Below are 12,139 nucleotides of genomic sequence, written 5' to 3'. Positions count from 1 at the left end.
TCCTCCCACCCGCGCGGGCCCCCTCATCCACTCTCCGCCCGCCTGCGGCCATCCGCCATTCGGGGTACCGGACCTCAGTCGCGGGGCAGCAGCGTCCCGAGCGGGCCGAGATCCAGATTGAGGTCCTCCGGCCGCACCCCGTGCTGGTCGCAGAGCTCCTTCATCCGCTGGTCGAGCAGCATGAGCGTGGTCCCGATCTCCTCGACCTGCTCATCGCTGAGGTCGCCCTGTTCGACGCGGCGGATCGCCTGCCGCTCCATCAGCTGCCGCAGCAGCTCCACCACGGTCAGGACCAGGGCCGCCAGGTCCCGCCCCATCTGCTCGGAGTCCAGATCGACCCGCGAACCCGCGCCCCGGACCGAGGAGTCGCTGCCCGGGCCCGTCACAGCGGGCCGCCGTCGGCCCAGGGCGCCGGAACCCGCTCGCTGACCGACGACAGCAGGGCGTGCAGCGACACCCGCACGAGAGGTACGTCGGCGATGGCGATCACCAGGTCCCCGCTGACGACGACCCCGGTCGCCAGCACCCGGTCCAGCAGGTCCACCAGCGGCACCCCGATGGGCCCGCTCAGGGGCTCCGGGCTGTCCCAGGGCACCACCGCGCGCTCCGCGTCCACCGGCTACACCTCCCCGACGAAGGAGTACGGCACCCACGGCCCGGTCAGCTCGATCCGCGTCCCGGTCCGCTCACCCAGAGCCCGTACCAGCGCGGCCAGCTCCTCCGCGCGCTGGTCGGCCACGAGGTACGTCGCGTTGAGCACGTGCACCCGGCCGTCGCCCCCCGGTACGGCCGCGTGCGTACGGAGTCGGCGCGACGCAGCCGCCAGCGCCCGGAGTTGGGCGTCCACCGACTCCGCGACGGACAGCGCCTGCTCCCGGCGCCGCTCCCGCCGCTCCTGGACCCCGCGCTTCCGGTTCAGATAGGCGAGCCCCGCGCCGGGAGCAGGGGCCTCGCGCCCACCGTCTCCCACGGGGGCGGGCTCCCGCTCCTCCTGGGCGGCCGGGGGCTCGGGCTCGTACACCTTCACGCCCCACTCCGCGTGGTGCGCGATCCGCTTGAGCACGCCGTGGAAGCGGTGCGCCTCGCCGTCGAGGGCGCGGCGGGCCCGGTCGTCGTCGTGGTAGAGCGTGGCGAGGGGCAGCGGTACGGCGGGCCCGTGGACGGCTGCGGCGGACACGACCTCGTGGTGGGCCCGCGCGTACCGCTCGATCTCCTGCGGGTCCGAGAGCCGCGCCTGCCAGACCTCGTCCGTGAAGTCGTCGGCCGGGACGGTCTGGACCACGGCGGTCAGCGGCCCGGAGGGCAGCAGCCGGACCGCCGCGCCGCCGGGCATCCCGGCCAGGCCGGTGACGTCCGCCGTGTTCACGGCACGAGTGCCCCGGCAGACGGCGAACACATAGGTGACACCAGCGGCGTCCGGAGCCCGGTCCCGGGGTGCGGGGTGCGTCATCTCTGCCCGGCCTCCTTGCTGTTGTCCCTGTCGTCGACGTTCCGGTCGGTCTCGTCCGTGCCGGCCGGCTCGAGGGCCTGGAGGCGCTCCCGCAACCGGCGGTTCTCGTCCTCCAAGGCGTCGCGTTTCGCCCGGGAGCTGAGGGCCGGATCGGTCTCCCACCAGTCGATGCCCGCCTTCTTCGCGGTGTCGACGGAGGCCACGAAGAGGCGGAGCCGGATGGTGAGGAGTTCGATGTCAAGGAGGTCGATCTTGATGTCCCCGGCGATGACGATGCCCTTGTCCAGGACGCGTTCGAGGATGTCGGCGAGGTTGGTGGTGCTCTGGGGGCCGTTGGCCGGCGGGCTCCCCTGGCGGAAGTCGAGGTCGGTCACCGCGCGGCCTCCGACCGGCGCCTGCGGCTCGCGCGCTTCGGAGCGGGCGGCTCCTCCGGCTCCTCTTCCTCTTCTTCCTCTTCTTCCTCTTCCTCTTCGGGCTCCTCGTCCTCGTCTTCGTCTTCTACGTCTTCCTCTTCTTCCTCAGGCTCCTCGTCCTCCTCTTCGTATGTGTCCTCCGGGTCCTCGTCCTCCTCTTCGTCCTCGTCCTCCTCTTCGTCCTCGCCGTCCTCGTAGTCCTCTTCCTCTTCGGGCTCCCCGTCCTCGGCTTCCTCCTCGCCGTACTCCTCGTCCTCGCCCTCCCCGTCCTCGGCCTCCTCCGCCTCGGCCTCCTCGCGTTCGACGGCCTCCTCGTGGGTGACCACGACCTCGCCGTCACGGATCTCGCCGCGCCACCCCTCGGGCTCCTCCTCGGTGAGGGTCACGTACCGGTTGAAGTGCTTGAAGTCCAGCCGTACGCGGCGGCCCTGGGCGCGCCAGAGGTTGCCCGTCTTCTCGAAGAACCCGGACGGGTAGTACTCCACGACCAGCACGATCCGCGTCAGGTTCGGGGCCAGCTCGTGGAAGCTGATGGCGCCGCGCGTGCTGCCCTTGGCGCCCTCGGACGTCCAGACGATCCGGTCGTCCGGCACCTGTTCCTGCACCGTGGCCTTGAAGCTGCGGGAGGAGGGGCCGACCTTGACCTTCCAGTCGGTCTCCGCGTCCTCGCCCTTCGAGACGCTCTGGACGCCCTTCATGAAGCCGCTGAACTCGTCATACTGCGTCCATGCGTCGTAAGCGGTGCGCAGCGGTACGCCGACGTCCATCACCTCGATGATGTTCATGAACTTTCCGCCGCCGGCCTTGCGGTTGCCCTTCCCGCCGCCGCCTCCGTCGCCGTCACCACCGCCACCGCCGAAGAGGCCTTTCGCCTTGTCCATCACCGCGTCCTTGGCGCCCTTGGCCTTCTCCGACATGAAGGCCTTGGCCGGGGATTCACCCTGGAGTACGCGCGAGGCGATGGCGGGCAGCGAGCCGCCGTTCTCGGCACTGTCGGTCAACTGGCCGGTCAGATCCTTGAGTTTGTCGCCCGCCTTCCCGGCGAGCTGCTGGACCTGGGCACTGGCGAACTTCGACAGTTCCTCTTTGATGCGGTCGACGCCCGACTCAGCCGGAGCCTCGGATGCGTCCTTGTCCGTCGTTGCCATGGCTGACTACCTCCGGCGGTCGGCGCGCTTGGATGCGGACCGCTTCGATGCCGCTGCCTTCTTCGGGGCAGACTTCTTCGCTGCCGTCTTCTTCGCGGGAGCGGACTTCTTCGCGGTGGATTTCTTGGCGGCGGGCTTCTTGGCCGCCGATGTGCCGGATGCCGACTTCTTGGCTGCCGACTTCTTGGCCGGGGCGGTTTTCTTGGCCGGGGCGGACTTCTTCGCTGCCGTCTTCTTCGCGGGAGCGGACTTCTTGGCTGCGGTCTTCTTCGCCGGGGCCTGCTTGGCCGGGGCCTTCTTTGCGGGGGCGGACTTCTTCGCGGCGGGCTTCTTGGCCGGGGCCGCCTTCCTGGCGGGTGACTTCTTCGCCCTGGACGGCGGCGGGGCCGCCTCTTCTTCCTCTTCTTCGTCTTCTTCCTCTTCGGGCTCCTCTTCCTCCTCGTCCTCCTCGTCCTCCGCAGGCTCCTCGTCCTCTTCTTCGGGCTCCTCTTCCTCGTCCTCCTCCGGCTCCTCCTCGTCCTCCTCCTCGGGCTCCTCTTCTTCCTCTTCCTCCTCGTCCTCGTCCGCGCCTTCCGGCTCCTCGTCGTACTGGTCGTCCGCCTCGTCGTCCGGCGCCTCGTCCTCCGGCGCCGTGGTGAGGCGGGCCGTCCGGTCGCCGATGGCGTCCGCCAGGTTGGCCATGGAGCGGTTGGCGGCGGCTGTCACCGCCTGGCGGCCCGCTTCGAGGACCTCGCCCCGCAACTGCTCCTGCAATTCGGCCACTTGCGGGACCTCGCCGAGCCGGCGCATCCCCTCGGCTGCGAGCTGGCGGGGTTCGAGTCCGAACCGGCGCCCGGCCAGATAGGTCGCGACGCTCAGGGCCAGCCGGCCCTTCTTCGTCCGGCCCAGCACGTATCCGCCCACCACGGCGGCTGCGAGCGCCACCTTCGCCTGGTCATCCATGCCTGTCACCTTCTGTCGTCGGTGTCCGGCCGGTCTGCGCGGCGTACAGCCGGTCGAGCAGCCTCTCTTCTTCCGCTTCGAATTCCTCCAGCCCGATGTGTCCCTCGTCGAGCTCGTGGTTGAGTGCCGCGAGCTGCGCGCGGATCACGCCGGGGTCGTAGAGCTCGCGTTCGGCGGCGTCCTGCAACCTCTCCGCGACCCACACCACGCCCCGGGCGGGCGCGAGGGGGAGCAGCAGGAGTCCCGAGATCAGGCCCATCGTCAGCCTCCACCGACGGGTGCGGGCGCGCTCCGGCCCCCGGGTCCGGCCCCAGTCCCAGTCCCGGTCCCGGTCCCGACGAAGCTGTAGCAGGGCAGCGGCCCCGCGATGCGGAGGTCGACGTGGTCGCGGTGGGCCGCGGCGAAACGCTCGGCGGTCGCGCGGAACCGGTCGCTGTCGGCCTGCGCCACGAGGAAGGACACGTTGAGCGCGCAGCCGGGTACCTCCGAGCCCCCGGCCGTCGCGCGGGCCATCGGCGCCAGATCGCGCAGCGCTCGCCGTCCCGCCTCGCCCGCCCGGCGCGCCAGGGCGGAGGCGACGGCTTCGCCCAGGCGCACATCGGCCTCGTAGCCGGGGCGCCTGCGGGCTGCCTCGCGCAGCCGCCGTACGGTCGCCTCCCCGGCCACCAGCGCGGCGAGGGAGTCGTGGGCGGGCAACGCCTTGACGTTCATCTCCACGTGCCCGGCGACCCGGTCCAGGGCGGCGAGGTGGCCCGCCTCCGCCGCGGCCAGCTGGGCGCGGAGCGCGTCCTCGTCCGGCGCGACCATGCCGAAGCGCATCGGCAGCACGGGCCCGCTCACCGCCAGCTGCGTCAGGAGATCCTGGTGGGCCAGCAGGTCGCGGCGCCGGGGCCGCAACGGTACGGGGGCGGCGCTGGCCACCGCGGCCACCGGGCCCGCGCCGACGGTCCGCAGCGGGGCGGGCGGGCTGCCCACGCCCCCGGACTTCCGGGGCAGCGGCGTTCCGGCCCGGACGACCGCGTACACGTACAGCCCCGGCCCTTCGGCGGTTCCCGGTCCCTCGGCGCGCACGTCAGGCCTCCGCCCGGCGGCGACGGCTCGCGGAGCCGCCACTGCTGCTGCTGACGGGGGCCCGCCGCCTCTTCGGACGCGCGGGCCTCTCCTCGGCCTCCGCCTCGTCGTACTCGTCGTCGTATTCGTCGTCCTCGTCGGAGCCGCCGGCCCCGACCGCCTTGCGTACGGTGTCGCCGACCGACTCCGCGGCCTTGCGCACCTTCCGCTTGCCGATGGAGCGCGCGGCGGAGCCGCCGAACAGCTCGGGGACGGTGGAGCTGCTGGGGTCGCGTTCGAGGTCGAGGCGGTTGCAGGCTTCCGCGAAGCGGAGGTAGGTGTCCACGCTGGCCACGACTATGCGTGCATCGATCTTCAGGATCTCGATACCGACCAGGGAGACCCGTACGAATACGTCGATCACCATGCCCCGGTCGAGGATGAGCTCCAGCACGTCGTAGAGGGTGCCGGAGCGGGGCGGGCACGGAGCGACACCGTCGACGTACGTCGTGGTCGTCATGGGGGGGTCCTTCCAGCTGTCGGACGGAGTGGGGCGGGTCACTCGTCGGCGGCACCGCGCCGGTAGCGGCGGACCCGGGTGTACTCCAGGAGTTCGCAGGCCTGGTCGAGCTGCACCTCGTACGAGGCGAGGAGACTGGTCGTGTCCGGGATGCGGGGCACTTCGAGAACGTCCACGACGACGGCCCAGCCGTCGTCGGAGCGCCGGATCGCGGAGACGCCCTCGGCCGGGTGGCTGATCAGCTCTTCCAGGCTCCGGCAGGCGGCGCGGGCGGCGTGCTCGGGCCCCTTCCTGGCCGGGGGCTTCTTCTTCGTCCCCGTGGAGGAGCGCCCGGCGCGCGCTGAACGTTGTTCTGCCATGGTGACCAGTCTGGTCACTGCGGGCCACTCCGCATCTCGGGAGAGCCAGTGGTGCGACGGCCTCCGCCGGAGGCGCGGGGGTGTGCGGGGCCGGACCTCCGGCGGAAGCGGAGGGACTCCGGGGGCAGAGGGATGCCGGAAGCAGAGGGATGCCGGAGGCGGAGGGATGTGCGGGGTCAGACCTCCTGCGGCCGCCGCGCCAGCACGAATCCCTGCGGCGCCCGCTCCGGGAACGGCCCCTCCGTCTCCCGCTCCTTCCGCACCACGGCCCGCACCTCCAGCCCCGCCGCCCGCAGCAGCGCGGCCACCCGCTCGGGCTGCCGCCGGTGGAAGACGAGCGAGACCTCCTCGCCCAGCGCCTCCGTCATCCGCAGCGGCTCGTCCCCCACCTGGAAGCCGAGCTGCACAGGCGCACCCGGGGCCAGCACGCGGTGGAACTCCGCGAAGACGCCCGGCAGTTCCTCATCCGGGACGTGGATCGTGGAGTACCAGGCGAGGAGGCCGCCCAGCGAGGCGTCCGGCAGGCCGAGCGCGAGCATGGAACCCTCCTCGAACCGCAGCCCGGGGTGCTCCTGCCGGGCGACCGCGAGCATCTGCGGCGAGAGGTCGATCCCGAACACATCGAGCCCCAGGCCCAGTTCGCTCAGGTGCGCGGTGACCCGGCCCGTACCGCAGCCGACGTCGGCCACGGGCAGGCCGCCACCGCCCGCCGCCGCGAGTTCCGCGAAGACGGCCAGCACCCCGCGTTCCAGCGGCTTGGCCGCCAGCTCGCCGCGCGAGAACTCGGCGTAGGCGGGGGCGATGGCGTCGTACGAGTCCCGGGTGGTGCGCTGGAAGTCGGCCGGCGGGCCGGAGGCGGTCATGGCCGCCACTCTAGGCGGCGCCTCCCCGGCAACGGCCCCGATCCCGGCCCCCCGGCCCCGGCCCGACCTCGGTGTCAGACCATCGGTTCGCCGCTGACCGTCTCCTCGGGCGGGACGAGGTCCTGGACGACGTCCCAGTGCTCGACGATACGGCCGTCCTCCAGCCGGAAGATGTCGACGATGGCGGCGGGGCCCGGCGCCCAGCCGTGCACGACGCTGTGGGTGAAGACGAGGTCGCCCTGTGACGCGATCCGCTGCGGCTCCCACCGGAAGCCCCGCAGATCCGGGACCGCGGCGCGCAGCGCGTCCAGCCCGCCGGGCATCCCGGGACTGTGCTGGACGTAGGGCTCGGCCCAGTACCGGTCGAGCGCCGTGAGGTCCTTCTCGCCGAAGAGCTCCCGCATGGCGGTGAGCACGATCCCGGTGTTGTGCCGGGCCCGGTCCGCCTCGGGGTGTCGGGTCACAGTCATCTCTCCTCTCTGCTCTCTCCTCGATGTTTCTGACGGGCCGGGGTCCTTCCCCGCCGCCCTCATACGGAAGAGGGCCGGGCTCCCACCCCGCCGTCCGTACGCTCGTACCGCAGCGCGCCCGAGGGGCAGCGCCGCACCACCTCCACCACGCGATCGGCGTCGGCACCGTCGGGCCGGATCCACGGGCGCCGGCCGGTGTCGAACACCTCCGGCAGACCGCGGACGCACTCGGCGGCGTGCCGGCAGCGACCGGCCTCGAAGGTCACGGTGACCGACCGTCCCTCGTACGACCGCCCGCCTGTCCGCTCGCTCATTCCGGGCCTCCCTTCAGTCACTGACCCTGCTGCGGGACTGGTAGAGCAGGTCCTGGTACTCGGGGTGCCGGGCGATCCACCCCGCGAAGAACGGGCAGGTGGGCAACACCCTCAGCTTCGCCGCGCGCGCCTCGTCGAGGGCGGTGCGGGCCAGGGCCGACCCGACCCCCTTGCCCTCGTACCGGGGCGAGACCTCGGTGTGGAGGAACGCGATGAGTTCCGTCGTACGGAGGTAGTCCGCGAAGCCCGCGACCTCGGACTCCCCCTCGATCCGCGCCTCGTACCGCTTGGCCTCGGGAACGTCCTTCACTGCGACTGCCATGTGTCCTGTCCTTCTCTCCGTTCGTGCGCACCGGCCCGGTCCGGGTAGTGCGTCCTCGTCGTACCCGCCCGAGGTCAGGCGGCGCTTTTGGACCGCCCGGCGGCGAGGAGCTGCATCTCCCAGGCGAAGGCCACCCCGGAGGCGCCGCCGTGCTGGGCCTGGACCTCGGCGGCCGCCGGTACGGTCTCCTCGCGGGCCCAGTCGCGCTGCCACTCGCCCAGCACGGCCATCCAGGTGATCGGGACGACGCCCGCCTGGACCATGCGCCGTACCGCCATGTCATGGGCCTCGGCCGACACACCCCCCGACGCGTCGGTGACGGCGTAGACGTCGAAGCCCTCGCCGGCCGCCTGGATGGCGGGCATGGCCAGGCAGATCTCCGTCCAGAGCCCGGCGAGGATCAGCTTCTTCCGCCCGGTCGCCTTGACGGCCTCGACGACGCGCTGGTCCTGCCAGGTGTTGATGAAGGTCCGGTCGATCGGCTTCTGCTCCGGGAACACGTCCTGGATGCCCTGGATGAGCAGGCCACCGCGCTCCTCCAGGACGGTCGTCAGGATGGTCGGGACGCCGAAGGCCTTGGCAGCCTTGGCGAGTCCGACCACGTTGTTGACGACCATCGTCGGCTCATGGCTGTTCAGGTTGGCGAACTGGAACGGCTGGTGGTCGATCAGTACCAGGACGCTCTCCTCGGGCGTCAGCAGCGCGTCGAGTCCGGCCTTGTTCGGGGTGCTGACGGTGCTCGCGGTGCTCATGGGGGGTGTCCCTTCTGGAGCCGTACGCCAAGTGGTTGACGTGTCACCCACACTAGGCAGGAGGTGGTTGACGCGTCAACTAGTCCTGATGGCAACTACGCTTCGCTCCATGGACGCACCGCCTCGCTGGCTGACCCCGGAACAGCAGGCCGCCTGGGACAGCTTCATCCGCATGCAGGAGAAGCTCATCGGTCGGCTCTCCCGCCAGGTCCAGGCAGACTCCCGCATGTCCCCCGCCGACTACATCGTGCTGGCCAAGCTCACCGAGGCCGGCGGACGGATGCGCCTCACGGACCTGGCCAAGCTGGTGGAGTGGGAGAAGAGCCGCATGTCCCACCAGGTGGGGCGGATGGCGAAGCGCGGACTTGTGGCCAAGGAGGACTGCCCCGACGACGGCCGCGGGGCGTTCATCGTCGCCACCCCGGCGGGCCGCGAGGCCATCGAGGAGGCCGCGCCCGTCCACGTCGAACACGTCCGGCGGCTGTTCGTCGACGCCCTCACCCCGGAGGAGCTGGACACCCTCGCCCGCATCTCCGACCGCGTCCTCGCCCACATGGAGAAGCAGCACTACTGAGACCGGCCGACCGACCGGCCGTCCGACCTGCCGACCGACCGGCCGCGGCGACCACCGCCGCGGCCGGTCACGCCCGCTGTCAGCGACTCAGCAGCCGGAACCTGCGTACCGCCAGCGGCAGGAAGACCAGCGTGATCACCACCGGCCACACCACGGCCATCAGCAGGGCGTGCTCCTCCACCCAGGTACCGCCGCCGGCCACCGGGTTGCCGAACAGCTCGCGGGTGGCCGTCGCGGTCGAGGAGAGCGGGTTCCAGGCGGCGACCGTGCCCAGCCAGCCCGGCATCAGGGACGGGGCGACGAAGGTGCTGGAGATCATCGTGAGCGGGAAGGCGACCGCGTACAGCCCGCCCGCCGCCTCGGGGGTCGGCACCAGCAGGCCCAGCCAGACGCCCACCCAGATCAGGCTGAACCGCAGCAGCAGGAGCAGCCCGAACGCCCCGAGGGCGGGCATCACCCCGCCGCCCGCACGCCAGCCGATCAGCAGCGCGGTGACGGCCAGGATGGTCAGCTCGGCGGCCGCCACCACCAGGTCGGCCACCCCGCGCCCGGAGGCGAAGGCGGAGGGGGCCATGGGCATGGACCGGAAGCGGTCGACGACCCCCTGTCCGGCGTCGGTGACCACGGCCACGGCGGTGTTCATGAACCCCATGGCCATGGTCATCGCGAACATGCCGGGCATCAGGAACTCCCGGTAGTCGCCGCCGCCCGGCACCTTCATAGCGCTGCCGAAGATGTACCCGTACAGCAGGACGGACAGGATCGGGAAGCCGAGCTGCCAGACGATGGCGGAGGGGTGGCGCTGGTAGTGGGTGAGGGTGCGGCGGGTGATGTTCCAGCAGTCGGAGACCGCCCAGTAGGCGAGGCCGTGGTCGCGGCCCCCGCCGGTCACCGCGGGGTTCTTTTCGAGCGTGGTCATGCCGCCGCCCCCTCTCGTACAACCTGCGTGTCGCCGGCAGGCGTGCCGTCGGTAGGCGTGCCGTCGGCAGGCGTTCGGTCGGCACCCGCGCCGTGGCCCGTCAGGCGCAGGAACACGTCGTCCAGGCTCGGCCGGCGCAGCCCGATGTCCTCCACCGCGATCCTGTCGTCCTGGAGGCTGCGGGCCACCTCGGTCAGGGCGGCCACCCGGTCGGCGACCTGGGCGTGCACCCGGCGGGTGGTGTCGTCGGTGAGGACGAGCCCGCCCCCGGCGACCCGTTCGACGGCCCGCGCCACCGCGGCCAGGTCGCCCGGGTCGGCCGCGACGACCTCGATCCGGTCGCCGCCGACGCGGTTCTTCAGCGCGTCGGGGGTGTCGTCGGCGATGGCCCGCCCCCGGTCGATGACGGTGATGTGAGAGGCGAGCTTGTCGGCCTCGTCCAGGTACTGCGTGGTGAGCAGTACGGTCGTGCCGCCCGCCACCAGGGCCCGGATCGCGTCCCAGACCTCGCCCCGGCCGCGCGGGTCGAGCCCCGTCGTGGGCTCGTCCAGGAAGAGCACGTCGGGCGAGAGGATCATCGAGGAGGCGAGGTCGAGCCGGCGCCGCATGCCGCCGCTGTACTCCTTGGCGCTCCGGTCGGCGGCCTCCACCAGGCCGAACCGTTCCAGCAGCTCCCCGGCGCGCTGCCGGGCCCCGCGGTTGCCCAGGTGGAAGAGGCGCCCGAACATCTCCAGGTTCTGCCGCCCGGTGAGGCCCTCGTCGACGGCGGCGTACTGACCGGCGAGCCCGATCCTGCTCCGTACGCGGCGGGGCTCGCGCCCCACGTCGATCCCGGCCACCTCGGCCCGGCCCCCGTCGTACCGCAGGAGGGTCGCGAGAACCCGTACGGCGGTGGTCTTCCCGGCTCCGTTGGGGCCGAGCAGGCCGTGGACGGTGCCGGGGCGGACGGCGAGGTCGAACCCGTCGAGCGCCCGCTTCTCCACCCCGCCCCTCCCCCGCGCCCGGTAGCGCTTGACGAGCCCTTCGGCGAGCACCGCGTACCTCGGCCTGGTTTCAGACATGGACATAGGCGTGGACATGGCAAATCCCCCTTGCTTCTCCGACCAACCCGGAAGCGAACTGAGTACACCGTACCCCAAACCGAGTACGGCGTACGTTGATACGAGTACGGCGTACCCAAATCGCCTCCGGCGCATTACGCTGCCCCCATGGCGAAAGACGGATCGACAGGATCGACAGCGGCGGCGACGACGGACGGCACCACCCCCGGGGGCGGCGACATCGCGCGCAGCCTGGAGCTCCTGTGGGGCACCGGGGACCGCCCCAGCCGCGGCCCCAAACCGGGCCTCACGCTGGACCGGATCGTCACGGCCGCCATCGCCGTCGCGGACGCGGAAGGGCTGGCCGCCGTCTCCATGCGCCGGCTCTCCACCGAGCTCGGCACGGGCACGATGTCGCTCTACCGGTACGTCCCCGGCAAGGCCGAACTCCTGGACCTGATGCTCGACCGGGTGCTGGGCGAACCCCTGCCCGACGAGCCCGGCCGCCCCGCCGCAGCCCCTCCCGCCCCCGACGACTGGCGGGTGGCGATCAACCGCATGGCCACGACCTACCTGGACAACCTGCGCCGCCACCCCTGGCTGCTGAAGATCAACCAGGCCCGTACGGTGCTCGGCCCCAGCGCCCTGCGCGGCCTGGAGCTCTCGCTCGCCGCGCTGCGCTCCATGGGGCTGCGCGACCCCGAGCTGATCGGCGTGATCATCACGGTCAACAGCTTCGTGGAGGGCCTCGCCCGCACCCAGGGGGACGCGGAGGAGGCGGTGGCGCAGACCGGGCTGAGCGACGAGGAGTTCTGGGACAGCCAGCGTCCCTACCTGGAGCGGGCCATGCTCAGTGGCGCGTACCCGATGATGGCGAGCATGTCGGAGGACACCTTCAGCGCCGACTTCGACCACTTCGCGTTCGGGCTGGAACGGCTGATCGCCGGTTTCGAGGTCCTGGTCGCGGAGCGGACGGCAGACGCGGCGGCGGACCGGACATGAC

The 12,139-nt window shown here is 72.0% G+C and carries 19 protein-coding genes; 2 read left to right on the top strand and 17 right to left on the bottom strand.

Going from position 1 to position 12,139, the window contains the following annotated elements; genetic code table 11:
- Positions 1–74: 74 nt before the first annotated feature.
- From IF17_RS0118035 to IF17_RS0117965, 15 genes are all read right to left on the bottom strand, one after another.
- Complete coding sequence (locus tag IF17_RS0118035) at positions 75–386, bottom strand: gas vesicle protein K (RefSeq protein ID WP_280518071.1); 312 nt, start codon at positions 384–386, stop codon at positions 75–77.
- Positions 383–616 (bottom strand): gas vesicle protein, encoded by a 234-nt coding sequence (locus IF17_RS0118030; protein WP_030567144.1) that lies wholly within the window; start codon positions 614–616, stop codon positions 383–385. Before IF17_RS0118030 ends, IF17_RS0118035 begins: the two co-directional genes overlap by 4 nt.
- A 3-nt stretch (positions 617–619) precedes the next feature.
- Entirely contained in the window at positions 620–1,450 is an 831-nt protein-coding gene (locus IF17_RS0118025) for a GvpL/GvpF family gas vesicle protein (protein WP_030567142.1), read from the bottom strand.
- Complete coding sequence (locus IF17_RS0118020) at positions 1,447–1,824, bottom strand: gas vesicle protein (RefSeq protein WP_030567140.1); 378 nt, start codon at positions 1,822–1,824, stop codon at positions 1,447–1,449. Before IF17_RS0118020 ends, IF17_RS0118025 begins: the two co-directional genes overlap by 4 nt.
- Entirely contained in the window at positions 1,821–3,011 is a 1,191-nt protein-coding gene (locus IF17_RS0118015; RefSeq protein WP_030567139.1) for an SRPBCC family protein, read from the bottom strand. Before IF17_RS0118015 ends, IF17_RS0118020 begins: the two co-directional genes overlap by 4 nt.
- A gap of 6 nt (positions 3,012–3,017) precedes the next feature.
- Positions 3,018–3,953 (bottom strand): hypothetical protein, encoded by a 936-nt coding sequence (locus IF17_RS0118010; RefSeq protein WP_030567137.1) that lies wholly within the window; start codon positions 3,951–3,953, stop codon positions 3,018–3,020.
- Entirely contained in the window at positions 3,946–4,212 is a 267-nt protein-coding gene (locus IF17_RS0118005; RefSeq protein WP_030567135.1) for a gas vesicle protein GvpG, read from the bottom strand. The genes IF17_RS0118010 and IF17_RS0118005 overlap by 8 nt, the downstream gene beginning before the upstream one ends.
- A gap of 2 nt (positions 4,213–4,214) precedes the next feature.
- Entirely contained in the window at positions 4,215–5,024 is an 810-nt protein-coding gene (locus IF17_RS0118000) for a GvpL/GvpF family gas vesicle protein (RefSeq protein ID WP_030567133.1), read from the bottom strand.
- 1 nt (position 5,025) lies between these two features.
- On the bottom strand, positions 5,026–5,523 hold the full coding sequence (gvpJ, locus tag IF17_RS0117995) for a gas vesicle protein GvpJ (RefSeq protein ID WP_030567131.1): 498 nt from the start codon (positions 5,521–5,523) through the stop codon (positions 5,026–5,028).
- 38 nt (positions 5,524–5,561) lie between these two features.
- Positions 5,562–5,882, bottom strand: coding sequence for a gas vesicle protein GvpO (locus IF17_RS0117990; RefSeq protein ID WP_030567129.1), 321 nt, complete (start codon positions 5,880–5,882; stop codon positions 5,562–5,564).
- Positions 5,883–6,058: 176 nt separating this feature from the next.
- Positions 6,059–6,745, bottom strand: coding sequence for a class I SAM-dependent methyltransferase (locus IF17_RS0117985; protein WP_030567127.1), 687 nt, complete (start codon positions 6,743–6,745; stop codon positions 6,059–6,061).
- Positions 6,746–6,819: 74 nt separating this feature from the next.
- On the bottom strand, positions 6,820–7,215 hold the full coding sequence (locus IF17_RS0117980; protein WP_030567125.1) for a nuclear transport factor 2 family protein: 396 nt from the start codon (positions 7,213–7,215) through the stop codon (positions 6,820–6,822).
- Between the two features lie 59 nt (positions 7,216–7,274).
- On the bottom strand, positions 7,275–7,529 hold the full coding sequence (locus IF17_RS0117975) for a (4Fe-4S)-binding protein (protein ID WP_030567123.1): 255 nt from the start codon (positions 7,527–7,529) through the stop codon (positions 7,275–7,277).
- 13 nt (positions 7,530–7,542) lie between these two features.
- Positions 7,543–7,851: a GNAT family N-acetyltransferase gene (locus tag IF17_RS0117970; protein WP_030567121.1), complete on the bottom strand. Its 309-nt coding sequence runs from the start codon at positions 7,849–7,851 to the stop codon at positions 7,543–7,545.
- A 74-nt stretch (positions 7,852–7,925) separates the two neighbouring features.
- Positions 7,926–8,603 (bottom strand): hydrolase, encoded by a 678-nt coding sequence (locus IF17_RS0117965; protein ID WP_030567119.1) that lies wholly within the window; start codon positions 8,601–8,603, stop codon positions 7,926–7,928.
- A 109-nt stretch (positions 8,604–8,712) separates the two neighbouring features.
- Here IF17_RS0117965 and IF17_RS0117960 point away from each other — a divergent pair, with 109 nt between their 5' ends.
- Positions 8,713–9,177, top strand: a complete 465-nt coding sequence (locus IF17_RS0117960) for a MarR family winged helix-turn-helix transcriptional regulator (RefSeq protein WP_030567117.1) — start codon at positions 8,713–8,715, stop codon at positions 9,175–9,177.
- Between the two features lie 79 nt (positions 9,178–9,256).
- On the opposite strand, the gene IF17_RS0117955 is transcribed toward IF17_RS0117960, so the two are convergent.
- On the bottom strand, positions 9,257–10,096 hold the full coding sequence (locus IF17_RS0117955; protein ID WP_030567115.1) for an ABC transporter permease: 840 nt from the start codon (positions 10,094–10,096) through the stop codon (positions 9,257–9,259).
- The gene (locus IF17_RS0117950; RefSeq protein ID WP_167344521.1) at positions 10,093–11,157 is read right to left on the bottom strand and encodes an ATP-binding cassette domain-containing protein; all 1,065 of its coding nucleotides are present in this window, start codon (positions 11,155–11,157) and stop codon (positions 10,093–10,095) included. Before IF17_RS0117950 ends, IF17_RS0117955 begins: the two co-directional genes overlap by 4 nt.
- Before the next feature lie 147 nt (positions 11,158–11,304).
- Between IF17_RS0117950 and IF17_RS0117945 the strand changes: the two genes are divergently transcribed.
- Positions 11,305–12,138: a TetR/AcrR family transcriptional regulator gene (locus IF17_RS0117945; protein WP_030567110.1), complete on the top strand. Its 834-nt coding sequence runs from the start codon at positions 11,305–11,307 to the stop codon at positions 12,136–12,138.
- Position 12,139: the final 1 nt, after the last annotated feature.

This window comes from Streptomyces cyaneofuscatus (genome assembly GCF_000718135.1).
Classification (GTDB): Bacteria; Actinomycetota; Actinomycetes; order Streptomycetales; family Streptomycetaceae; genus Streptomyces; species Streptomyces cyaneofuscatus.
This window is presented reverse-complemented; position numbering and strand designations above follow the sequence as displayed.